Source organism: Hymenobacter amundsenii (assembly GCF_002204745.1).
Taxonomy (GTDB): Bacteria; Bacteroidota; Bacteroidia; order Cytophagales; family Hymenobacteraceae; genus Hymenobacter; species Hymenobacter amundsenii.
In genome coordinates this window covers 20,108-43,389 of record NZ_NIRR01000023.1, presented here as the reverse complement: position 1 = coordinate 43,389, position 23,282 = coordinate 20,108, and the positions used below count along the sequence as shown (strand labels likewise).

Genomic DNA, 23,282 nt, shown 5'->3' with positions numbered 1-23,282 from the left:
CGGCCGGTTGGGCAAACCCGTTCAGGATTCAAGTTCCAAGCGCACGGTAGCCGCATTTGCCTTGATGCCCCACTCACTTTGAAACCCAATCGTGAGGTCATAATGAGACTGAGCGTCTTCGTTGAAATACATACTCTGAAATTCATCGCAAGCTTCCGGAGGGTTGCGGCTGATTTGCGCAAGCGTTTTGTCCTCTGAAAGCGGGTATTCAGGGTCGCGCGCTTTGACTTTGAAAAAATATACGCCCTCGAATACCAAGCGTAAACTCTGATAAGGAACCTTGTTGGCCCACTTACCCGATGACTTCGTCCACTCCAAAAGCAGCCGGGCATTAGCAGGGGCGTACTGCAGGTTGGTGAAGTCGAAGTCGTTGTGCAGGTCAGCGTAACCATCGGTGCCCCATTCCAAGTCAATGTACTGGCCGCCAATTCTAAAGTTTGTCAGTTCCATGGCAGTGTTAGTCGTTTGGCGAGCATGATTATGCCGAAACGGCGCTTCGCCCTAACGTCGCTCCAGTATAACCCCATCCGTCGCCCGCTTCACACTGAACAGCTGACCAGCACACTTTACGAACCGAACATCATCAGACAGCAGGACGGTGTTAGCATTGGTCCGTACAAAAAGGCCTCGGCGGTACGTAATGAGCAGCGTGTCTCCCCTACGCACGGTCTTGTAAATAGCGGTCTGCTGGGCCGAATTCAGCGAAGAAAGTACCAGCCGATTCTCAACCTTCAACATGAGAGCCGCATCAGGTTCGGTCGATAGTACCCGGTGTGATAGGCACCCGCTCAGGAGCGGGGCTGCTAGAAAAGCGTATCGGAAATGCTGCATGAAATATCCCGGGCTGCTGAACATCGAATTCGTCACCTCACCGGCTACCGCAGCGCTTCCAAAAATGGCTTGCCCTGGGCGAAGTCGCGGAATTCCAGGTCCTCGACGGCGCGATTGGCGTAGGTGCGGTCAAGCTCGACGGCGTGGCGCAGGTGCAGAGCGGCGGCGGGTTCGTTGTGCTGGCGCGCGGCCACGATGGCCAGGCAGTAATGCACCAGCGGGTCTTGGGGGCGTTGGGCCAACGCTTCCTCGTAGATGCCCGCCGCGCCGGGGTAGTTGCCCTTCAGCAGGTAAATGAGCGCCCGGTTCATGATGTTCTGGTAGCTGCGCGGGTTGCTGTAGCCCAAGCTGCGCAGGGCCTCATCGGGCTGGCCGATTTCGATTTCGAGGGCGGCTTTATCGGCGAAAACCTTGCTCAGCATGGCCGGCGTACCCCCCAGCTTGATGGCGTAATCGTAGTTCTGGAGCGCTTCGAGGTGGTCGTGGGCTTGGTGGTAGGCGTTGGCCACCCGGTAGAACAGCTCTGCCGTGGGGTTGCGGTGGGCGGCCAGCGTGAAGTTGACCGCCGCCCGGCGCTGGTAGGCCCGGATAACTTTGGGGTTGGTTTCTTTCTCGGAGCGCATGAGCAGCACCGCGCCTAGGTTGTAGTAGGCCTGCCAGGCCCCGGTGTTGGCCACAGCGGTTTCGTAAATGCGCTGCTTCTCGGCCAGCAACGGCGTGAGCGAGGCCGAGTAGCGCAGCTCCTCGGGCGTGAGGGCGTCGGCCTCGGTCTGCTTCTCCACAATCTTTTTCGACAGCAGATACACCTCCGAGTCGTAGCGCTTGGGGGCGGTGTAGCGCACGGCCACCGTGCCAAAGCGCATCACCGGATAGATGTACTGGGCCAGGTAGTCGTAGAAGCTGAGCTGGTGCAGGCGCTGCTCCTTTTGGGCGTAGGTGCCGGGCGAGTCGTTGATGAGCAGCACCACCGAATCGATTTGGGCCGGCTTGAGGGCCGACTGCTGCACCTTACTCAGGAACAGGTCCCAGCGGCGGTGGTAGGCTTCAGTCTCGAAGTCGATGTCGCGGACCTTGTTGAGGTAGGAATCGGTATCGACGCGCTTCTTGTAGTAGTTAAGCAGGGCCCGTACGCGCTTGTCGGCCAGGCGCGGGTCGTGGCGGTCGAGCGAATCGGGCGAGTGGCCGGCCACAATCATCACCTTATCGGTGCGCTGGTTGGCCTCAATGAAATCTTCGAGGGCAGCTACGTTCGTGCCCAGGAAATTGCGGACTTCGGCCTGGCCGGCATCAAAGTAAAACGGCAGTACCCGGGTGCCGCTCCGGTCGTTGCTCACGATTTCGGGTAGCAGCAGCAGGGCCGTATCCTGGCGTAGCACAGCGGCTGGTGGTTACAATGCCGCGGGCCAGCAGCACTTCGCGGCCCTTCAGGCGCTTGCCGCCGGGGCGGGTCAGGCGGGCGTCGGGGTTGGCCAGCAGCTCGCCGGGGCTCTTTTGGGGCGAGTACGGGAAGGAGAACTGCCGGCGGATAACGAGCATATCTTTCTGCTCCTCATCGTAAACGTACTCACCCGAAATGAAGGTGAGCCGCCCTATGGTGTCCTCACGCAGGCCGTTCTGGTAGCGGTAGCTGAGGCCCAGGTTGTAGGCCGCGCCCTTGCGCAGGTGGGCGGCGGGCACCCGGGCCGTTACTTCAAAACGCACATTTTCGCCATTGCTTTCCAGCACGGCGGGCTGCACGGTAATGGTTTGGCCGGCCTGGGCCTGCCGGAGTACCTTGGGTAAGGGCGAGCAGGCTGGCAGCCCACCCGCTAGTAGTACGCCGGCTATTACCGGCCACGCTCGCAAGCTCAACATTCGCATAGGCATCAGTCCTCCGGGGACGTTCAAATTCAAAAAACAAACGGCGAAAGGTAGCCGATAGACGTATCTTGCTTGCGGTTTCTCACGTAAGTGCTTGATACCGGGCCGCAATCATTGTATATTACCCGAACAACGCGCTATTACTGCCAGAGAAAATCACTGCTATGAAACGACTCACTGACTTTATCGAAAAACAGAGCTTCGGCGTTTGCGACACCATTGGCAAGCGGGTAGGTTTTTCAACTAGCAGCGTCCGGCTGTCGTTCGTGTACGCGTCGTTCTTCACCTTTGGTTCGCCCATCGTGCTCTACTTCGCCTTGGCTTTCTGGATGAATGTGCGCCAGGCCCTGCGCCGCCAGCGCAGCACCGTCTGGGATTTGTAGTTTTTTTTAGAAGTGAGAGATTAGGAGTGAGAAGTGAAATTCTTGGGAGCCTGTTTGCCGTGGCAAACGGGCTTTTTTGTGCTTAAGCCTAACCTTTAATAATCGGCTCCACTTCTCACTTCTCAAAATCCAGTTCAGGAAACTTCCGCTTCCCCTGCCCGAAATAAGCCCACACGAGGCTGCCGGCGTAGGTGCCGGCTCGCTCGGACAGGCGCAAACGGGGCGGGAACTTGCGCCGCCGCTGCCGCCAGTACCCGAAGCGGCCCCAGAAATGCCAGTGGGCCCGCAGTACGGCTTTGCAGTCGGCCCACTGGCCCTGGGCGAGCAGGCGCAGGGCCGCTACGCCGTCGAGGGCGATACGGCCGATGAGCACGGCGGGTAACTCGGCCGGGTGAGTGTTGAGGTAGACCAAGGCCAGGCCGTTGCGGAAATTGAGGTAAGTTTTGCGGGGGTTGGATTTATGCAGCGTGCCGCCGCCCATATGAAACACCGTGCTTCCGCCCTGGTACCACACCTGCCAGCCAGCGTTCTGGAGCCGCCAGCAGAAGTCGATTTCCTCCATGTGGGCAAAAAAAGTCGATTCCAGCCCGCTCAGCGCGTGCCAGGCTTCGGCCCGCACCAGCAGGCAGGCCCCGGTGGCCCAGGCCACTGGCCGGGCATCATCGTACTGGCCGGTGTCGGTTTCGAGCGTATCGAAGAGGCGGCCGCGGCAGAAGGGGTAGCCCAGCGAATCGAGGTATCCCCCGCCGGCCCCGGCGTATTCGAACAGTTGGCGCGTGGCCGGGTCGGGGCTATACTGCCTGATTTTGGGCTGGCAGGCGGCGATGCGCGGGTTGGCCTCCAGCAGTGCCCGCTGGGGCGCGAGCCAGCCGGGCGTTACCTCCACATCAGAATTCAGCAGCACATAATACCGGAACTCGGGCCCGAGCCGGCCCAGCGCCACGTTGTACCCCTCGCAGAAACCCAGGTTGCCGCCGTTTTCCAGCACCCGCACCGCCGGAAATTCGGCCCGCAAAACGGCCACTGAATCGTCGGTAGAGGCATTGTCGGCCACGAACACGGTGGCCCCGGCCGAGTGGGCCAGCACCCCGGGCAGGAACTGGCGCAGATAGTCGAGGCCGTTCCAGTTGAGAATGACTACGGCTACATCGGCGCAGCTTTTGGGGCTGGTATCAGAGGCCAAAGCCGCCGAGGTCGAAGCCGGGAATATTGGGAATAAGGCCGGAAGTGGTCTTTTTGAGCTCGTCCTGAGCCTTGGTAGCGGCCTCGTCCATTACCTTGTTAACGGCGGCTACCACTAAGTCGGCCAGCATGTCGCGGTCTTGGGGCTGGAGCAGGCTCTCATCGATTTCGAGCTTGAGCAGGCGGCGCTGGCCATTGGCAGTGGCTTTCACGAGCCCGCCGCCCGATTCGGCCGTGGCCGTGATGTACTGGAGTTGGTCCTGGGCCACCTTCATTTTATCCTGAAGATCCTTCATCTTGCCCATCATGCCGGCCATATCAAACATAAGCGTCGTCGTATCAAAAGGTGAGAAAAGTAAGGCAAAGATACGTTCAACGGCCCGTAGCGCGAACCAAAGCTTCGGTTCACGCTATGGCCGTTCGGCATCAGCGCAGAATCGTGACCGTGCCGTGCTCGGTGGTGCGGCGGCCGGCCTGGTCGGTGGCCTCGAACTGCCAGACGTAGGCGCCGGGCGCGGGTGCGGCCGATCCGATGCGGCCATCCCAGGAGCGGGCACGGTCGGTGGTCTGGAAGACCGTCTGGCCGTTGCGGTCGATAATGGTGAAGCGGAAGTTGTCCAGGAAGCGCCCTTTCAGCTCTAGCACATCGTTGAGGCCGTCGCCGTTGGGCGTGAAGGCGGTGGGCACGAACACCTTCACTGGCCGTGCTACCGTGGCCACGTTGGAGTAGGAGGGAGCCGCTAGTCCGGCCCCGTTGGCCTCGATGCGGTAGCGCACGGCTTGCTGGTCTGCTGGGGGCCTTAGGTCGAGATAAGTACGGGCCGGCCCCACGAGCACGCTGCCCAGCACCGCGTTGGTGGCCGAGAGCGTGAGCACCCGGTAACTGACCCGCACCGTAGAGTCGGGCCCAGTCAGCGCCGACCAGGTAAGACGGATTTCGGAGCCGGTAAGGTTGGCCGGTTCGGCCCGCAGCTGCACCGGGCAGGCGGGCGCCGAACTGGCCAGCGCCCGGTTACCACAATCGTCCTGGAAGGCTACGGTGTAGCAGCGCGGCGTGGCCGGGTCGGGCGGCCCGGCCAGCGAATCGGTGAGCGTACGGGCGGCGGTAGTGGCCAGCAGGGTGCCGTTGCGCTGGTAGGTGAGCTGCCCGCCGGTGCCGGTGGCATTGGTCGTGAGTACCACCTGGTTGCGCAGGTTGAAGCTAGCCACCAGCCGGGGCGTAACCGGCGGCGTCGACGACTGGGCCGTCAGGCTTACCTCGTTGGCCACCGATACGGCGGGGCCGCTGGTCAGGCTTAGGCGGTAGCGGTAGGTGCTGCCGCAGGTTATGGCCGCATCCGCATATTCGGTGGCGCCGGCGGGCAGGGGGAGCGGCACACTAGTGCTGCCCTCAGTGCGGGTGAGAGTGTAGGTGCCAGTGCCGGCGCTTGTCCAACTGAGCTGATTGCGCCCGTTGAGGGCCGTGCCGGTCAGTCGGACCGAGCAGATTTCATTGGAAGGCCGGCTGAAAACCAGCGGCTGGCACTGGTCCTGAAGTAGCAGCCGGAAGCAGCCCGGTAGTGGAGCTGCTGGTAGCGTTAGCGTGGTGGCGCCGGTCGGCACCGCAGTTACGTCGCGGTAGCCACCGGTAGCATCAGCTACTTGCAGCTGGTAACGGTACGCGGGCTGCAAGGCATCGAACGCAAAGCTGGCCGTGCCGTCGGCGGGCGTGGTAAGGCTGCGCAATACCGGTGCCTGTGGGGCCGGTAGCGGTACGAACGGTTGGGTGGCCACTCCGTCGCAGAGCAGCGCCTGACTGTTGCGGCCGGTAACGGTGACGGTGTTGGGAGCAGCTACCGGGTAGCTGACCGGCGCGTTGCGGACGGCTGGCACCAGCGGTCCGTTGCCAATCTGCACGAAGTACCCACTGTAGTTGCTGTCAGTAATGGTTACCTGGACCAATCCGGGCGAGCAGACGGCCACGGTAAACGTAGGTGCCGGCGCGGCTACCACTTCGTAGGTCTTGGAAAAGATGATGCCCTGGGACCCGCTGACGCTACCCTGGGTGTTCTGGGTGACGATGAGCGGCCCCGGCGCGGTGGGCGTGAAGGTAGTGGTGGTGTCGGTGAAGCCGGTACAGAGCGTGGTGGAGCCCTGGCGGTAGTAAATTTCGCCAGGCTTAAGGCCCTTGCCGCTGCAGTCGCGCAGCCGGACCGGTCGCCCCACGCACAGCAGCTTAGCAATGGGCCGGCCAGTGGCGGCATCGTAAGCCTCGAAGCAGGCTCCGGCATCGGTCATCGAGACGCAGCTGCCCTGCGCCCGCAGCGTCGGTGCGTTCAGCAGGCTCAGTAGCCCACAGACCCAGAGCAGGAAGGCGGTTCTCATCATAGCAAGTCTTAACGCCGTAGGGCCAGCGTTGCGTTTACGAGTGGACGAAAATAGCGAAGCCAGGCGTACCGCCGCCTTGCCTACTCCCAGGCGTAGTCGCGCACGAAAGCAGCAGCGGCCTGCAGATCGGGGTACAGAATCCGGTCTTGGCTCACGAAGGCCACTTTTTCGCGGAAAGCGGCGGCCAGTTTTTCCAGCGGCTCGGAGGTGCGGGCGGGGCGGCGGAAGGCTAGGGCCTGGGTGGCGTTCAGCAGTTCGATGCCCAGTAGCTGCTCTACATTTACCACTACCCGCAGGGCCTTGGTGGCGGCGTTAGCACCCATGCTCACATGGTCTTCCTGGCCGTTGCTGCTCACCAGGCTGTCGACCGAGGCGGGGGTGCAGAGCTGCTTGTTCTGGCTCACGAGGCCGGCGGCGGCGTACTGCGGAATCATCAGGCCCGAGTTCAGCCCCGGCTCGGCTACCAGAAACGGCGGCAGCCCCCGTTGCCCGCCAATAAGCTGGGCCGTACGCTGCTGCGAGATGCTGCCCAGCTCGGCGGCGGCAATGGCCAGCATATCCAGCCCCAATGCCAAAGGCTGGCCGTGGAAATTGCCTCCGCTCAGAATGGCGTCGTCGGCGGGGAAGATGATGGGGTTGTCGGTAACGGCGTTGCACTCGGTTTCGACCGTGCGGGCCACGTAAGCCAGCGCGTCGCGCGAGGCCCCGTGCACCTGGGGCATGCAGCGCAGTGAGTAAGGGTCCTGCACGGCAGTTTTAGGTTGCTGCTGCAACTCGCTGCCGGCCAATAAGCCGCGCAGGCGGGCCGCCACTAGCACTTGCCCGGGGTGAGGGCGCAGGCGGTGCAGGCGCTCATCAAAGGGCTCGGCCAGCCCATGAAACGCCTCCAGCGAAAGGGCCCCGATAACGTCGGCGGCGGCGGCCAGGCGCTGGGTGCGCAGAAGCGCGTGCACGGCGTAGGCCAGCATAAACTGGGTGCCGTTGAGCAGGGCCAGTCCTTCCTTGGCCTTCAGTACAATGGGCTCCCAGCTGAACAAACTCATGGCATCGGCCGCGCTCAGGCGGTAGCCCTCGTAGTTCACCTCGCCCAGGCCCAGCAGCGGCAGGCACAAATGGGCCAGTGGGGCCAGGTCGCCGCTGGCGCCCAGGCTGCCCTGCTCGTACACCACCGGCAGCATACCGCGGTTGTAAAAATCGAGCAGCCGTTGGGCGGTGGCCAGCTGCACGCCGCTGTGGCCGTGGCTCAGGCTCTGCACCTTCAGCAGCAGCATCAGCCGCACCAATTCGGCCGGCACCTCGGGGCCCGTGCCGCAGGCGTGCGACATGAGCAGGTTGGCCTGCAACTGCTGGCGCTGCGGGCCCGGAATGGCCTGCCCGCACAGCGCCCCAAAACCCGTGTTAATGCCGTACACCGCCGTATCGGGGTCGCGCTCCAGGCGCTGGTGCAGGTAGTCGTGGCAGGTGGTGATACGCTGGCGGGCCTCGTCGCTGAGCACCACCCGGGCCCGGCTGCGCAGCAACTCATCAAGCGTAGCCAGATCGAGGGGAATATTGGGCGTGAGGGCGTAGTCGGCGGCCATGGGTGGAGTTGGGAAGAGGGCGGAGGGCAGGAGGCGTGAAAGTACGGAAACTGCCGCCGCCCAAAAACCCTGGCCGGTGGGTGGGCAGGGCGAAAACTGGTTTCGCAACGGGATAAATACGGAGAGTACCACTGCGGTAAACCCGTATTTATCCGCTTGATTCTTGGCTTATTCTTGCCGAAATTTAAACTACTGCGCTGATTTCTATCTGCTTACGCCATGGAATGCAACTCCAAATACGGCCCTTGTGCTCAAACGCCCGCACAACGGTACTATGTGCTGCTGCGCTTGCAGGACGCCATTCCCAGCCTCCGCACCAAAGCCACGCCCTATGCCCAGCAACTCTACGCGAGCTATGTGGCCGGCGACCTAAGCTGGACTGAAGTGCGCCATGCTCTTAACGTGCGGCACTGCCAGCAAGCCCCCACCGGGTAGTTTCCGGCAACTGGTAAGGGCTTGCTGGCAATGTCGTTAGCGTAGCTCGGCCAGCACCTGCTCCAGCGTGAGCGTCTGCTCGGTGCCGGTGGCCAGGGTTTTGAGTTTGAACTGCCCGTTGGTGCGCTCCTCGGGGCCTTGCAGCAACACGTACGGGATGCCCTTGCCGTCGGCGTATTTAAACTGCTTGGCCAGCTTGGTTGATTCAGGGTACAGTTCGGTGGCCACACCAGCCTCGCGCAAACGGCGCAGCACGGGCAGCACCGCGGCTTCACTGGCTGGGTCGAAATTGGCGATAAGGCAGCGCGTAGTAGCGGCCACGGCGGCCGGAAACAACTCCAGCTCCTCCAGGCAGTCGTAAAGTCGGTCGACGCCGAACGAGAAGCCCACGCCCGACACGCCGGGCAGCCCGAAGGCGCCCGTGAGGTTGTCGTAGCGGCCGCCGCCGCTCACGCTGCCCATGTTCACATTGTTGATCTTGATTTCGAAGATGCAGCCCGTGTAGTAGCTCAGGCCCCGGGCCAGAGTCACGTCGAACTCCAGGTTGTCCCATTTCTCAAAACCAAATCCGCGCAGGTACTCCAGCACCCGGCTCAGGTCTTGCAGGCCCCGGTATCCGTCGGTAGTGGCGTTATCGGGCTCTACACCGGCCGTTACGAAGGCCGCCAGCAGCCGGTCGAGCTTCTCCTCGAAGGAACCCGCCACGCCCAGCAGGTCGAACAGTTTTTCGGTGGCTTCCACGGAAAAGCCGCGCCCGGCCAGCTCTTGTTCCACACCTTCGCGCCCTATTTTGTCGAGCTTATCGATGGCCGTGAACAGATCCACCTCCGTGCCTTCGCCACCCAGTGCCTGATAGAAAGCGCCCAGTACGCCGCGGTGGTTGATTTTGATGGTGTGGTCGGTCAGGCCCAGGGTGGTCAGCGCCTCCGACATCATGAGCACGATTTCGGCCTCGCAGAGCAGCGAATCGGTGCCCACTACGTCGGCGTCGCACTGGTAGAACTCGCGGTAGCGGCCACGCTGGGGCCGGTCGGCCCGCCACACGGGCTGAATTTGGTAGCGCTTGAACGGGAACACCAGCGTGCCGCGGTTCATGACCACGTAGCGGGCGAAGGGCACCGTGAGGTCGTAGCGCAGGCCCTTTTCGGCAATCTTAGGTAGTACCGTTTTCGGCCCGGCCAGCAGGTCGTCGGCCGTCACTTCTTCTTTGATTACCTCCCCCTTCTGCTTTTTGAGAAAGTTACCCGAGTTGAGCACCTTAAATAGCAGCTGGTCGCCTTCTTCGCCGTACTTACCGGTGAGCACGCTCAGGTTTTCAAGGGTTGGGGTTTCGAGCGGGGCATAACCGAACTTCTCGAACACACGGCGAATTACGCCGAAAATATAGGTGCGGCGGGCCACCACAGCGGGGCCAAAGTCGCGGGTGCCTTGTGGGATGCTGGGCTTCGGAATACTCATCGGGGCAGAAATCGGAATGCGGGAATACGGCCGTAAAATTCGTGCTTTCCCCGGATTTATTCCGATTCTTTCTGATTTGCTCCGGCGGCGGCCCCTCAGCCAGCCGCCGGAGCAAATCAGATGCGGGCCAAGTTAATTTCGTGAATGGCGTCGAGCACGGAGGCCACCAGCAGGGGCTGGGAAGCGGCGTCGAGGTGCAAAAAGCGGTAGCGGCTGCCCGGCGGTACATGGCACAGAATCAGGCGGCGAACTTGGGCATGGAGCACGAAGGCATAGGCCAGCAGCAGTTCTACCATGTCTGCCGATACGACCTCAACCAAGCTCAAATCGATGACGATGGCCGCTTTGCCGGTGCGGCTAGCCCGGTGCAGGGCCCGGTGCAGGGGCTCCTCATCGGCGGGCGTGCAGACGGTCCCGGAAAGGATAAGCAAATAAGCCTGGGGTAATTTCTCGCGCTGAACTTCCAACATCTTTCCGACCTCGTGGTGGAACACACTACTGAGGTGCTTAAAGCGAAATTTTGAAGATATGAGTTACGAGGATAAACAAGAAAAAATAGTATTATAGTGGGTAAATTATATTTAAACGAGTGAAAAACTCAATTTAACGAGGGTATCTGCTGTTTTGGCGAGCTTGAAATAGAACAGGTGCTGCCAGCGGCGATTTGAGCGGTACCCGCACCCCAGCCCGGCGTAGGCCCCGGGTAGTCCAGTCGTTGCAGGTGCGCAGGGCATGGTAGCGGCCCCGGGCCCGGAAGAAAAAGTCGGCCCCCCCGTAGCCTGCCGCCTGGCGCAGTGGCCGCGCGCCCACCGAGTCGGGGGCGGCCAGCGCGGCCCGCACATGGCCCACTAGGTGCGCGTACTGGGCGGCCGACAACCGCAACGGTACTACGTAAGCCCCCGAGTCGGGCGTGGCGCGGTAGAAGCTGACGTGTACCAGGGTTTTCGACGGAAAAAGGGCCCGCGCTACGGCCCCCAGTCCCGGCGTGCGGCCGCCCATCGAACCCAGAAAAAAGCCCTCGTTGCCCCAGCCGAACCCCACGTAGGGCGCGCGGCCAAACCGGGCCGTGAGGCCAGGCTGGCCCAGTTCCTGAAACCAGTCGTGGCCGGTTTGCGGGTCGCGGGTGGGTAGCAGCAAGTCGGTGTGGGTGCCGTTGGATACCACGAATACCGGCACCCCGCCCGGTGTGGGCCGAAACTGCCGGTTCACCGGTACCAAAGCCCCGGTCATCAGCAACAGTACAAAGGCCACGAAAGCGGACATAAAGCAACGGGTGAGGGCCGGCAAAGATAGGGCCTGGGGCGTAACGGCCGAGCGGCCGCGAGGCCTAATCCTGGCCCCGCTGAACTACCATTCGCCGCTACTTCAACAGGCCCGACCGTGACCTGACCGCTCGCCTATATGGTTACTACACTGCCGCTGCCTTTGCGTGCGGCTTTCTGGGTTGAGCGGATATTGTTTGACTACTTCGGCGAACTAGCCCCGGTGGGCTGCCCGCTAGCGGCGGCGGCGACATAGCCCGGCCGCATGCACTACCTTAGGCACATCTTTTAATCCCGGATTCGGTGGCTGATTTGCCCTCCGGCTCCGATTTGCGGCTGCTTCCTATGCTTCAAAAACTACTTTTCTGGCTGGCCCTACCAGCAATGGTCGCCTGCACCCGTCCGGTTGTGCCCGGCGCTGCCGACGGCAGCAGCAGCAGCAGCACGTATTTCCCGGCGGCCGGCACCGCCTGGCAGCGCCAGAGTCCGGCCGCCGCTGGTTTCGACGGGAGCCGCCTGGCCGAGGCCGTGGCTTTCGCCCAGACGCAGGAAACCACCCAGATGACGCCCGATTTCTCCACCCAGGAGGAGATTTTCGGCAAGCTACTGGGGCCGATGCCCACCAGCCGGGCCGCCACCAACGGCTTGGTGCTGCGGCACGGCTACATCGTGGCCGAGTGGGGCGATACCGAGCGGGCCGACCCCACCTACAGCGTGGCTAAAAGCGTGCTGTCGACTCTGCTGGGCATTGCCCTCGACCGCGGCCTCATCCAGGATATTCATGACCCCGTGGCCCAATACGTGCACGACGGCGGCTACGACTCCGCTCATAACCGCCTCATTACCTGGGAGCACCACGCCCGCCAAACCAGCGAGTGGGAAGGCGAGCTGTGGGGGAAGAATGCCGATTTCGTTGGCCCCGCAGCATTTGGCAAAGGCGAGCGGAAGCCCCGGACGCTCCAGGCACCGGGCACGTATTACGAATACAACGACGTGCGTATCAACCGCCTCGCCCTGTCGTTGCTGCGCCTGTGGCAAAAGCCGCTGCCAGTCGTATTCAAACAGGAAATAATGGACCCCATCGGCGCATCGACGTCTTGGCAGTGGGTGCCCTACCCGAACGCCGTGGCCACCGTGAACGGCCAGGCCATGCCCTCGGTGAGCGGCGGCACGCGCTGGGGCGGCGGGCTGCGCATCAGCGCCCGCGACGAGGCCCGCTTCGGCTACCTGCTGCTGCGCCAAGGCCGCTGGGGCAGCCGCCAAATTGTGTCGTCTGACTGGGTGCGGCAGGCCACCGCGCGCGGCCCCGTCGGGCCCGACTACGGCTATTTGTGGTGGCTCAACACCGAGAAGAAATCCTGGCCCGATGCCCCGGCCACTAGTTACGCCGCCCTAGGCGCGGGCTCCAACACCATCTGGGTCGACCCTGAGCACGACCTGGTGGTGGTGTGGCGCTGGCACAACGGCAGTCCCAACGAGCTAATTAAGCGCGTGCTGGGAGCCCTTAACCCCTGATTTCTGCTCCTGCGCTGCTCGCTTCTTCTGCGCGCGCTGCTTCTACGCGCCGGCGTCACTGCTTCCCTGTCGTTCCTAAAGTCTCAGACCGGCTTTCTGCCGGTTCGAAACGGCCGATTGTTGCGCAAGGCTTCGCCCGAATAGGATTGCTACTTCGTTGCCTGGGCCTGGGCGAGGCTTTGGGAGAGGGCGAGCAGCTTTTCTTCCAGTTCCCGGGCGGCCTGGGCGCAGGCAGTTTCTATCTGCGAAAACAAGGCTAGCAGGCCCGTCATGGTTTCGCGGCTGGCCCCGTCGCCCACTGCTATCAGGCTCACGGCCAGGGCCTGAATAGACTTGGTGATGTCCTCAAACTCCTGGTCCATGCCCATCGTGGCAAAGGTAGGGATGACGGAATGCGTGGCCAGCTTGAGCGCAATCCAGTCCTTTTCGGCAATGGCCTTTTTCATGATTTGCACCAACTGCGGAATTTCCTGCAGGTAAAGGCCAATCATTTCGGCCATGCGGGCGTCGCTCTTGGTGATGCGCTTCAAGTAGTCGAAGTTGACGCAGGTAAGGGCCGGAGCGGCTGGGGCGGCGGTGGCGGGTGCCAGTGCGGGCAGGCCGCTGCCGGGCTGCTTGAGGTACTTAATGATTTTGCTGTAGAGCAGCTTGTCGTCGATGGGTTTGGAGATGTAGTCGTTCATGCCCACGGCCCGGCACTTCTCCACGTCCACCGTCGTCACGTCGGCCGTAAGGGCAATAATGGGCACGCTCAGGCCCAACTCATTGCGGATGTGTTCGGTGGCCTCGAAGCCGTTCATGACCGGCATCTGCAGGTCCATGAGCACGATGTCGTAGCGGGTGGTGCGCAGCTTTTCGAGGGCTATGCGGCCGTTGCCGGCCACCTCCATTGCGAAGCCGAAGTCCTCGAGCAGCGTTTTCATCAGCAGCTGGTTGAGGGCAATATCCTCGACCACCAGAATCTTAACGTCCTGAAACCCGGTTTCCAGCTCCACGCTCAGGCCCGACTCGGCGTCGGCCTTTTCGGTGGTTTTGTCGAAACTCAGAATAAAGCTGAAGGTTGAGCCGACGCCCACCCGGCTTTTCACGCTGATGGTGCCGCCCTGGGGCTCCACCAGGTTCTTGACGATGGCCAGGCCTAGTCCCGTGCCGCCGTACAGGCGGCTCGTGCCGCTGGTGGCCTGCTGGAAATCGTCGAACACGGAGTCCAGCTTGTCTTCCTCAATTCCAATACCGGTGTCGGTAACGGCAAACTCCAGAATTACTTTTTCCGGGTCCTGCACCAGCATCCGTACACCCACCGTAATGGTGCCCTCGCTCGTGAACTTGACGGCGTTGCTGACCAGGTTGAGGATAATCTGGTGCAGCCGCACCGGGTCGCCGAGCAGCACTTCCGGGATTTTGGCGTCGTAGTCCAGCACCAGGGCCAGATTTTTCTCCTGAGTCTTGGTTTCGAACAAGTGCACCATGGCCGCCACCGAGGCCGCGAGCTTGAACGGAATCTGCTCAAAGGTCATCTTGCCCGCATCGACTTTGGCCAGGTCCAGAATGTCGTTGATAAGGACAATGAGCGTGTCGCCGCTGAGCTTGATGGCCGTCAGGTACTGCTTCTGCTTGTCGGTGAGCTCGGTTTTGAGCACCACCTTCGTAAAGCCGATGATGGCGTTCATGGGCGTCCGAATCTCGTGGCTCATGTTGCTGAGAAACTGCTGCTTGGCCTTCACCGCGTCTTCGGCAATGCCGGTGGCACTTTCGGCTTTGGCCTGGGCTTCTTCGGCCCGCACGGTGGCGCGTTCGGCCGCAAACCGGGCCTCAATCAGTTCGGTGGCAATGCGTTTCTGCTCGGTTACGTCGCGGGCCACAATCACCACGCCCATCACCCGGCCCTCGTCGTTCTTATACACCGAGCCGTTGAAAAGCACATCCGTCAGCTTGCCGTCTTTGTGGCGCAGTGTCAGGGGCGAATCGGCCACGGTACCCTTGGCAAACACTTCCTGATACACCTCGCGCGCCATCTGCGGGTCGGTGAAATACACAAAGAAATCGGAGCCGAGCAGCTGGTCCCGGTCCCGGCCGGTAACGTGCACCGTGGCCCGGTTCATGTCCGTAATCTTCCCCTCCGGGCTGATGGTCATGAGCGGGTCGCGGCTGGCCTCAATCAGCCCGCGGGCGTAGTTGGCCACGCGCAGTTCGGCCGCCCGCTTCACCTTCTCGTCGTTCTGGAAGGCCAGTTCTTTGTTGGCAATGACCAGCTCAGCGGCCCGTTTTTCTTTCTCGTCGTTCTGGAACGCCAGCTCAATGTTGGCCACGCTCAACTCCTGGGCCCGCTTTTCCTTCTCGTCGTTCTGAAAAGCCAGCTCCTTGTTGGCCACGAGGAGCTCGGCCGCGCGCTTCTCTTTCTCGTCGTTCTGGAACGCCAGCTCGGTGTTGGCAATGAGCAGTTCCTGGGCCCGTTTTTCCTTCTCGTCGTTTTGGTAGGCCAGTTCTTTATTGGCGATGCTGAGCTCGGTTGCCCAGTTTTTTTCGCCCGCCTCGCTCACCGGCGTGGCGGCAGCCTCGTTGGTCGCGAGGATATTGTCCGCAGCAGCGTCAACCCTAATCACAGAATCGGGCTTGGCTTTCACTAAGCGCTGAGACTTTTTTTCGCTTTCCTTCATCGTGGCAGGTTCACCGGCCAAGAAGGCAAGCGCTTAGGTATTTGTGGTTGAGAGAGGAAGTGCTTTGCACTGTAGCTAATATATGACATAGCGTAAGCATATGTGCTGCCTTCCTCGGCCTATGACGTAAGGTGCCACCTTTTCGTTGTTAGGAATATTAATATTCTGAGCAGCCCGACTTTTGGCTCAGGTGCTAGGCTGCTTACGCGGCGAACCCGGTTACGGGCCGTAAGCTAACAAGACTTGCGGTCCGTACGTCTATCTAAAAACCAGCAGGGCGCATTTCGCGCGCGGCGCAGCAACTTATCTGATGCGCTCCAGATGCCAGGTGCCTAGCGGAGGACCATTGGGGGCAGTTCCGGCGGCGGGCGGCAATAGCAGCGGGGCAATCACGCTGGCTGGCAGCATGACTTGGTCGGGAGCCGTGAAGGTGGCCCCGCTGTCGGTGCCGGCGTCGTAGGCACGGGCGGGCACCCGGCGCTCGGCAAGCCACTGCCCGTCGGTGCCGAGCAGGTTTTCGTCTTCGAGCGCCGCAAACCAATCCGGGCTCGGTGCAATCATAGTCACCAAGCTTAAGCGGGGGTGGGTTGCATCGAGGCGGATGGTATCGGCCACCGTGCCGGGCGAGCTGAAGCCGCGTCCCTCCAGCAGCCGGAAAGCGGCCCCGCTGCTTTGCAGAACACTGATTTCGGCCCGCAGCCGGGTATTATTACCCCGTTCGGCCATGTCCTTAATACCAGGGCTGGCCAGCTGGCCCGGTCGAAACAGGAACCCGTCGGCGCGGTGCGAGGCCCCGATAATGGCGGAAAAGTGTGCCCCGGCCGGAAAATCGGCATGCGTATTCGCGCTCCAACTCGCCTCAAACGTAACGCGGTACAGGGCCGCACCCACCACCGGGGTCGGTATTTCGGGCGCGGAGTCAACTTCTTGAGCACAGCCCGCTAGGCCGGCCAGCAGCGGAAACAGCAACAGAGCACGGAACAGTGGGCACATGGCGTGGGGGGAGCTGAAATAAACTGGGAACTACTATGCCCGTGCCACCCATCGCACAAGCGGGGAGCTGGCGGTAGTTAGGGCTAAGATAAGTAAACCTGAGGCGGCCCTCACGGTACCCGAGCATCGTAACCGGGTTTACGATGAATGCCGCGTGACAGACCTCTACCGAGATACTGTCCTCGGTCATGTACGATAAGAAATTCAGCTGTGATTTTAGGTGAATTTTTATCAGTATCTCCCTGATTATCAATCGTAATTCCCGCCGCCAGTGCATCCCGGCGGGAGGGAATTCACGAGGAATCCTGCGACTAGCGGGGCTCCTTGGCGGCTTTGGCGGGCAGGGGCGGGAAGCGGGCCGGGGCCGTGCGGTGGTGCGTGGCCTGCTCGTAGGCGTAGGCATATTTTATCAGCAGCGGCTCATCAAACGAGCGGCCCAGCAACTGCAGGCCGGCGGGTAGGTGGCCGTAGGTGAAACCCATGGGCACGGTGAAAGCTGGCTGTCCAGTATGCGGGGCAATCAGCTGGCTGTTGTCGCCCTGGTAGCCCTTAAAGTCGCCGATTTTAGCCGGCGGGTTGTTCCAGGTAGGGTACACCAGCGCGCCCACCTGGTGCTGGTCCATCACGGCGGTTACGGCCGCCCGAAAGGCAATGCGGTGCGGATCGGTGTAGGCCTCGCCGCAGCCGGCTTCGCTAGCGCTCGGGCGCACGCCGTGGGCGAGTTCATCCTGCAGGTTTTCCTTGATGTAGGGCGAGTACTTGCCCGAGGCCAGCACTTGGTCGATATTCTGCACGGGCGAGCTCGGGCCCAGCGCGGCCAGGTACTGGTTGATGTCATGCTTGAAGACGGAGCACCACTGGCCGGCGCTTACGCGCTCGAAATCGGGTATTTCCACGTCGACCACCGTGGCGCCGGCCCGGCGCAAATCCATGATAGCCTGCTCAAACAGCGCCTTCACCTGCGGGTCGGGGTTCCGCTCACTGAGCGTACGTAGCACCCCGATGCGGGCACCCTTTAGGCCCTGGGGGTCGAGGAACGGCAGGTAACCCTGGGCGGGGCGCTTGCCCGCGCCGTAGCTGGTCAGGGGGTCGGCGGGGTCGGGGCCGGTGGCCATGGCCTCCAGCAGCCGGGTGGCGTCGGCCACTGTCCGGGCCATGGGGCCGCCGGTGTCGTTGCGCAGGTAAAGCGGGGCAATACCGGCCCGGCTCAGCAGCCCGAGCGTGGGCCGAAACCCGACCAGGGCGTTGTGCGACGAAGGCCCACGGATGGAGTTGCCGGTGTCGGTGCCCAGGCCCGCCGTACCGAAGCTGGCGGCCACGGCCGCTGCCGTGCCACCGCTCGAACCTGCCGGCACGTACGCCAGGTTGTAGGGGTTGCGGGTTTCGCCCGCAATCGAGCTGATGCTCACCATCGGGCTGAAGGCCCACTCGGCCATGTTGGACTTGGCCAGCACAATGGCGCCGGCGGCCTTAAGCGCCTTTACTACCGTGGCATCCTCATCGGGCGCAAAACCTTTGAGGGCGAGCGAGCCGGCCGTGGTTTGCAGGCCGGCCGTGTTGTAGTTGTCTTTCACAATCAGGGCCGTGCAGTGCAGCGGCCGCAGCTGGCCGGTGCGGCGGAACTCGGCATCGAGTTGCCGGGCGGTTTCCAGTGCGGCCGGATTGGTAACAACAATGGCGTTGAGCTTCGTGGGCTGGTCGTAGGCGGCCATGCGGGCCTGATAGGCCCGCACCAGCTGCTCGCAGGTGCAGTCGCCACGCTGTAGGGCCTGCCGCACGTCGGCTATCGAGGCTTCCGTTACTTCCAGGGGCAGGCGGGTGGCGGGTTGCTCCGTTGGTGATTGGCGGCCGCAGCCGGTGGCCAGCAGGAGCAAGGCGGCGCCGAGTAGGCTCAGCAGCAGGAAACTGGTTTTTGAAAGCATAGCCGGGCGCGGGAAATAGGGCGAGAGTAGAAACAAGTGTCGGCACCTGGCCGAAAATAGGGTTTTTCTGCCGCGCCCGCGCCTTGCCCTCACGTTGCTTTGGTCGGCCCGGTTTGCGCGCCGCCATCGCGCCGCCCTGTGGCCATCGGCCGCGTTTGCCTTTTCGGGTGCTTCGCTATGCGCTTTGCAGAATTAGGCCGGCTAGCGCTTACTTTTGGTTTAGCTACCTCTGGGCACGGTGACGGTTTTCCTGCCGCCCACCCGCATCCTGCGGCGCTACCAACGGCCTCCTTTCCTTATCCCCCCTAGCTTATGCATCCCTCGCTGTTTTGGCCCTGCGTCGTCGCTTCAACGGTTCTAGCTTCCTGTTCCGTAAAACCGGCCACCTTGGCCGATAGAACCCCAGCCCAGGTCAAGGCCGCCTACGTTGTTACCAAGGACGTGCCCTACGGAGCCGATCAGCAGCAGACCCTGGATGTGTACCTGCCGGCCGATGCTGCAGAGCGACGCGCTGAAAAATATATCCTCATTTTCCTGCACGGCGGGGGCTACTATCTCAGCGACAAGGCCAAGGAAGAGCGGTACATTCAGCCCTACCTGGAAAAAGGCGTTACGGTTGTCAATCTCAATTACCGGCTGAAACGGGGTATTCCTGTGGCTACGGAAGACTTGACGCTGGCCCTCAATTTTCTGGCGGCGCACCGCGAAGCCTACCCCCTGGATTTGAAGCGGGTCGTGCTATCGGGCTTTTCCGCCGGGGCCCACATTGCTAGCTTGGTGGCGGTAACTGCCAACGACCCTACTTACCCGCACCCGCTCGCCCCAGGAATCCGCATCGCCGGGGTGGTTAACTTCTCCGGGCCGGTGGGTGGACTCGACGTTGTGGAAACGGTGTTCATGAACCACCCGGAGCCCATCATGAAAGAAATCGGGCTGGCACTGTTCCCCGAAACCACCGGGTACGCCCCGCAGGCAATGACCCGGCAGTACGAGCCGCTGACCTACCTGGACCCGCGCGACCCGCCCTTTTTCATCTGGCAGGGGGGCCAGGACGACCAGGTGCCGCCCGTTACCTTCACCCGGTTTGTGGACCAGCTCCAGCAGGACCCAAGGAAAAACACCGTTCTGTTAGTGCCCGAAGGACACCACAGCCCCTCCGCCAGCGAATTGGCGGCAGCATACAAGCAGGTATTTGAATTTCTAGAGAAAAAGTAGAGCCAGGCTCCCTTCCATCAAAGCATTTAGCTAACACAGAGAAGCTCTTAATACCTTCCAGAAGTTAAACAACGAAAGCGCGTGCCAGCGTGGCCCTGGGCCTGCTTGCCCCGGCCGAAGCCGCCGGGGCCTACGATATTCCCCTCGAACAACTCACGGCCCCTGGCCCGGACCTCGGCAGGTAAATGCACTTGGAACCGCGCATAGAATGATGGTAGTAACAGGGACTTTGGTAGCCGTGCCGCCCGCCTTATCCGCCTGGCTTGCACGTACGGTTGGCTTCGTTTCCACGCATAAGGAGTTGGTTGACAAAGGCGTACTCTACGACGCTAAATCCAGCTATCCACGCAATTCAGGGTAAAAATGGCAGGTTTCCGCTTCCCCAAGGGATATAAAGCGGACGACGCGGGTGCCAGCAGGCGGGGCAGTCCGGAGGCTCAGGGGCCGGTGCTACCCACGCCGAGTAGTCACCAATTTCCCGCCAAAATCTAGCCCCCGAACCCGCCGCCACCGGCTGGGGCGGCCTCAATGCGGCCGGCTTTGGCTTTGCTGGCCCCAATGTACCAGGTGAAGCCCAGCCAGCCAACCCGGGTTTCGGGCTTGGTGTAGAGCGTGGATTGCAACTCGGGCGAGTTGACCTCGGCCCGGCGTACTTGGGTGTTGAGCAGGTCGGAAACGCGCAACGTGAGGGCGGCGCGGTTTTGCCACAGGCGCTGGCGCAGGGCTACTTCGAGGCCGCCGGTGGCCAGCTGCCGGCCCTGGGCCGTGAGGGTGGCCGAACGGTAGGAGCCGGTCAGCTGCACGTCGAGGGCGGGCGTGGGGCTGAAGTTCTGGTTGAGGCGCACCGTGCCGCTCAGGGCCCGGCGCGAGCCGGCGTCGAGGGCGTTGGTCTGGAGCTGGGCGCGGTAGATCGAACCATTGGCCTGCACCTTCCACCAGGCCGTAATCGGCTGGCTCCAGGTGAGTTCGAGCCCCACATTGGTCGTGTTGCCCAGGTTGCGGTAGGTTTCCACCAGCACCAGGCCGGCGGCGGGGTTGCGGTTGGTGGCCACCGTGTCTACGTCGCGCAGGCGCTGAATTGAGTTGTTGGTGAAGCGCCCGAACAGCGTCGTCGTGATTTCGGCCCCGCCGGGTAGGTTCAGCTGGTGGCCCAGCTCCAGGTTGTGGCTGAATTCGGCCCGCAGCGTGGGGTTGCCGAGGCGGTAGAAGCGTGGGTCCTGGTAAATCGGGACGGCCAGCTGCTGCATGAAACCGGGACGGTTGAGGCGGCGGGCGTAGCTGAAGGACAGCTGCTGGGGCTGCTCGTTGGCCTTGGCCGTGTCGCGCTGCCCGAAGCGGTGGCTTACGCTGGCCGTCGGGAACAGGCCCAGGTAGTCGAGGTCGAACTGGCCCAGGCCACCTTCTACCGCACCATTCACGCGGGTGTACTCGGTGCGCAGGCCGGCCTGGGCGTTCCAATGGTTGGCCCAGCCGCGCTGGTAAGTAGCGTAGGCGGCCGGCACAGTTTGGCGGTAGTCGTAGGCCAGCGAGCGGGCGGGGTCGCGCAGGTAGCCGCCGGGCGCGTCGGGCTGCTGGCTGAACAAGTCGGAGTTGCCCTGGCTGCGCTGCTGCTCCACTTTGAGGCCGGTTTCGAGCTTGCCCTTATCGTGGGCCAGCGGCAGCGTGAAATCGAGCTGGGAGAAATAAATCTGGGCCTTGACGTCCGTTTGCTGGCGCCAGCTTGTGAGGGCCCCGCTTTCCAAGGTTTGCGTTACCGGCACGTCGGCCCCAATGAGCACGGCCCCGGCGGTGGCGGTCAGTTCGCGGCCGGGGTGCTGCTCCCAGGTGCGGCGGTAGTTGGCCACGTTCTGCAGAATGCGCACATCCACGTCGAGCTGCTGCACGCCTTGCTGGGTGGTGGTGGGCTCGTTCGGGCGGGTGGTGCTCAGCCGCTGCTCGGCCCGGTTGGCCTCCTGCTGCCAGGTCGGGTTCACGCTCAGGCTCAGGCTCTGCTCCTTATTAAGCTCGTAGTTGAGACCCAAATCGAGGCTGTGCGAGAAGTTGCGCTCCAGGCCGGTGCCGTCTTGGCGGGTGGTTACCAAGCCGCTGGTTTGGCTGTTGCGGACGAGTTCCCGGTAGGTTTCGTCCTGGCGGTTATAGCTCAGGCTCAGGTTGGCGGGCCCCTGCTTACGGTTGAGGCTCAGGCTGGCGTTGTACTTGTCGCGGGTGCCGCCCAACAAGCTGGCCGTGCCGTTTACGCCGTTTTTGGTTTGCTTTTTCAGGATGATGTTGATGACGCCCGTGCCCTGGGCATCGTACTTGGCCGAGGGGTTGGTCATCACCTCGATGCTGGCAATGCGGGAGGCCGGAATCTGGTCGAGGCGCAGGCCCGGCCCACCGTTGCTGCCGCCGCTGGGCTTGCCGTCGATGAGGATGGTCAGGTTCGAAGACCCACGCAGGCTCACGCTGCCACCGGCATCTACGGCCACCGAGGGCACGTTGCGCAGCACGTCGGTGGCCATGCCACCTACGCTGGCCAGGTCTTTTTCCACGTTAATCACGCGCTTGCCCGGCTCGTTTTCCACCGTGGCCCGCTCGCCCGTCACCGTTACGCCTTTCAGCTGGGTCGTAGTCGAGGTCAGTTTGATAACGCCCAACTGCACGCCGGGCGCGGCGGTGGTGAGGTTTACCGCGCGGCGAAAACCCTGGTAGCCAATAGCCGACGTTTTGAGCAGGTAACTACCCAAACCCAGTTTTTCGAGCCGGAAGCTGCCATTTTCGAGGGTTTCGGCTCCGGCCACGAAGCTCGAATCCTGGGCCCGCAGCACCACCACACTCGTGAAGGGCAGGGCCTGACCGGTGCTCTGGTCGAGCAAGGTGCCGGCCACGTAGCCGGTCGGCTGCTGCTGGGCCGTGGCGGCCAATGGAAAGAGCACAGTGAGGAACCCCAGGCCCCGCAGGGTCCGGCCGAAAGTAGAAGAGGAAGTCATGGTAGAGGAAGTGTTGGACGAAAAATCGGGCAAAGAGAGGCCGTTCCCGGCGGCCGCGGTTCCGCCGGGGTGGCACAGTTGCCAGCAATTCAGACGTGAGGTGCAGGGGCACAAACCGCCACCAGGCGGGTGCCAACTACCCCAAATACAGCGGGCGGCAGTGGGAAACCGGGGTTTCCGACTGGGGCCTCCCACCCGGCCCGATTGGCGCGAAGGTGGTGCTTGGGGTATCGGCCGCGGCGGGCTCCCGTTCAGGGGCAGCATCGCGGCCGGAAGATCAGTTAATCAACAAACCAAAGGTAGGCAAAGGTACTATGTAACGCAAGGTACTGTGTATATTAATTTTGCTATTCCCTGAAAACGCTGGATTTAGCCGTATTTGGGGTGCTTCACCAGACATACCCGGTCCGGCGCAGCCTTTATTTGTGGAGGCAGGAGGGTAGATGGGCGGGGCATGGGAACAGTTGCCCGGGGCCATTATTATTCCGGCGGCCAGTGGCGCCACGGGGTAGGGCAGGGAGTGGTTGCTACTACCACCTCCTGCCCCCAGTGCATAACCGCACAGCTGTCCGGTTTCGGACATATTTATCACCGGTGCAATTATCTGTATAGATTGTAAAAATCTGAATGATAATTGATTATACAAATGGCAT

Annotated in this window: 18 protein-coding genes; 4 read left to right on the top strand and 14 right to left on the bottom strand. The window is 62.2% G+C overall.

The window, feature by feature from the left end; genetic code table 11:
• Positions 1–21: 21 nt before the first annotated feature.
• From CDA63_RS13640 to CDA63_RS13625, 3 genes are all read right to left on the bottom strand, one after another.
• Positions 22–450 (bottom strand): hypothetical protein, encoded by a 429-nt coding sequence (locus CDA63_RS13640; protein WP_088465014.1) that lies wholly within the window; start codon positions 448–450, stop codon positions 22–24.
• 425 nt (positions 451–875) lie between these two features.
• Positions 876–2,207: a tetratricopeptide repeat protein gene (locus CDA63_RS13630; protein ID WP_088465012.1), complete on the bottom strand. Its 1,332-nt coding sequence runs from the start codon at positions 2,205–2,207 to the stop codon at positions 876–878.
• A complete protein-coding gene (locus CDA63_RS13625) occupies positions 2,119–2,685 on the bottom strand; it encodes a hypothetical protein (protein WP_088465011.1) in 567 nt (188 codons plus the stop codon). Before CDA63_RS13625 ends, CDA63_RS13630 begins: the two co-directional genes overlap by 89 nt.
• Before the next feature lie 170 nt (positions 2,686–2,855).
• Here CDA63_RS13625 and CDA63_RS13620 point away from each other — a divergent pair, with 170 nt between their 5' ends.
• Positions 2,856–3,074 (top strand): PspC domain-containing protein, encoded by a 219-nt coding sequence (locus tag CDA63_RS13620; RefSeq protein ID WP_088465010.1) that lies wholly within the window; start codon positions 2,856–2,858, stop codon positions 3,072–3,074.
• A gap of 115 nt (positions 3,075–3,189) precedes the next feature.
• Here CDA63_RS13620 and CDA63_RS13615 read toward each other — a convergent pair whose 3' ends face one another.
• The 4 genes from CDA63_RS13615 to hutH form a co-directional block, all read right to left on the bottom strand.
• The gene (locus CDA63_RS13615) at positions 3,190–4,257 is read right to left on the bottom strand and encodes a glycosyltransferase family 2 protein (protein ID WP_088465009.1); all 1,068 of its coding nucleotides are present in this window, start codon (positions 4,255–4,257) and stop codon (positions 3,190–3,192) included.
• The gene (locus CDA63_RS13610) at positions 4,247–4,582 is read right to left on the bottom strand and encodes a YbaB/EbfC family nucleoid-associated protein (protein ID WP_088465008.1); all 336 of its coding nucleotides are present in this window, start codon (positions 4,580–4,582) and stop codon (positions 4,247–4,249) included. Before CDA63_RS13610 ends, CDA63_RS13615 begins: the two co-directional genes overlap by 11 nt.
• 100 nt (positions 4,583–4,682) lie before the next feature.
• Positions 4,683–6,623 (bottom strand): T9SS type B sorting domain-containing protein, encoded by a 1,941-nt coding sequence (locus tag CDA63_RS13605; RefSeq protein WP_088465007.1) that lies wholly within the window; start codon positions 6,621–6,623, stop codon positions 4,683–4,685.
• Positions 6,624–6,703: 80 nt separating this feature from the next.
• Positions 6,704–8,203: a histidine ammonia-lyase gene (gene hutH, locus CDA63_RS13600; RefSeq protein ID WP_088465006.1), complete on the bottom strand. Its 1,500-nt coding sequence runs from the start codon at positions 8,201–8,203 to the stop codon at positions 6,704–6,706.
• 219 nt (positions 8,204–8,422) lie between these two features.
• Here hutH and CDA63_RS13595 point away from each other — a divergent pair, with 219 nt between their 5' ends.
• The gene (locus CDA63_RS13595; protein ID WP_088465005.1) at positions 8,423–8,638 is read left to right on the top strand and encodes a hypothetical protein; all 216 of its coding nucleotides are present in this window, start codon (positions 8,423–8,425) and stop codon (positions 8,636–8,638) included.
• Positions 8,639–8,674: 36 nt separating this feature from the next.
• On the opposite strand, the gene hisS is transcribed toward CDA63_RS13595, so the two are convergent.
• The 3 genes from hisS to CDA63_RS13580 all read right to left on the bottom strand — a co-directional run bounded on the left by hisS (position 8,675) and on the right by CDA63_RS13580 (position 11,359).
• Complete coding sequence (hisS, locus tag CDA63_RS13590) at positions 8,675–10,096, bottom strand: histidine--tRNA ligase (RefSeq protein ID WP_088465004.1); 1,422 nt, start codon at positions 10,094–10,096, stop codon at positions 8,675–8,677.
• A 116-nt stretch (positions 10,097–10,212) separates the two neighbouring features.
• Positions 10,213–10,527, bottom strand: a complete 315-nt coding sequence (locus tag CDA63_RS13585; protein WP_165768301.1) for an STAS domain-containing protein — start codon at positions 10,525–10,527, stop codon at positions 10,213–10,215.
• Positions 10,528–10,699: 172 nt separating this feature from the next.
• Positions 10,700–11,359 (bottom strand): DUF2459 domain-containing protein, encoded by a 660-nt coding sequence (locus CDA63_RS13580; protein WP_088465002.1) that lies wholly within the window; start codon positions 11,357–11,359, stop codon positions 10,700–10,702.
• Between the two features lie 344 nt (positions 11,360–11,703).
• On the opposite strand from CDA63_RS13580, the gene CDA63_RS13575 reads away from it, so the two are divergent.
• Positions 11,704–12,873: a serine hydrolase domain-containing protein gene (locus tag CDA63_RS13575; RefSeq protein WP_088465001.1), complete on the top strand. Its 1,170-nt coding sequence runs from the start codon at positions 11,704–11,706 to the stop codon at positions 12,871–12,873.
• A gap of 149 nt (positions 12,874–13,022) precedes the next feature.
• Here CDA63_RS13575 and CDA63_RS13570 read toward each other — a convergent pair whose 3' ends face one another.
• From CDA63_RS13570 to CDA63_RS13560, 3 genes are all read right to left on the bottom strand, one after another.
• Positions 13,023–15,476, bottom strand: coding sequence for a hybrid sensor histidine kinase/response regulator (locus CDA63_RS13570; protein ID WP_199797534.1), 2,454 nt, complete (start codon positions 15,474–15,476; stop codon positions 13,023–13,025).
• 357 nt (positions 15,477–15,833) lie between these two features.
• Positions 15,834–16,523: a spondin domain-containing protein gene (locus CDA63_RS13565; protein ID WP_088464999.1), complete on the bottom strand. Its 690-nt coding sequence runs from the start codon at positions 16,521–16,523 to the stop codon at positions 15,834–15,836.
• A gap of 311 nt (positions 16,524–16,834) precedes the next feature.
• Complete coding sequence (locus CDA63_RS13560) at positions 16,835–18,445, bottom strand: amidase (protein ID WP_088464998.1); 1,611 nt, start codon at positions 18,443–18,445, stop codon at positions 16,835–16,837.
• A gap of 387 nt (positions 18,446–18,832) precedes the next feature.
• On the opposite strand from CDA63_RS13560, the gene CDA63_RS13555 reads away from it, so the two are divergent.
• A complete protein-coding gene (locus tag CDA63_RS13555) occupies positions 18,833–19,660 on the top strand; it encodes an alpha/beta hydrolase (RefSeq protein ID WP_165768300.1) in 828 nt (275 codons plus the stop codon).
• A 488-nt stretch (positions 19,661–20,148) separates the two neighbouring features.
• Here CDA63_RS13555 and CDA63_RS13550 read toward each other — a convergent pair whose 3' ends face one another.
• Positions 20,149–22,629 carry a TonB-dependent receptor domain-containing protein gene (locus tag CDA63_RS13550; RefSeq protein ID WP_165768299.1) on the bottom strand — a complete coding sequence of 827 codons (2,481 nt, stop codon included), beginning with the start codon at positions 22,627–22,629 and terminating at the stop codon, positions 20,149–20,151.
• Positions 22,630–23,282 lie beyond the last annotated feature (653 nt).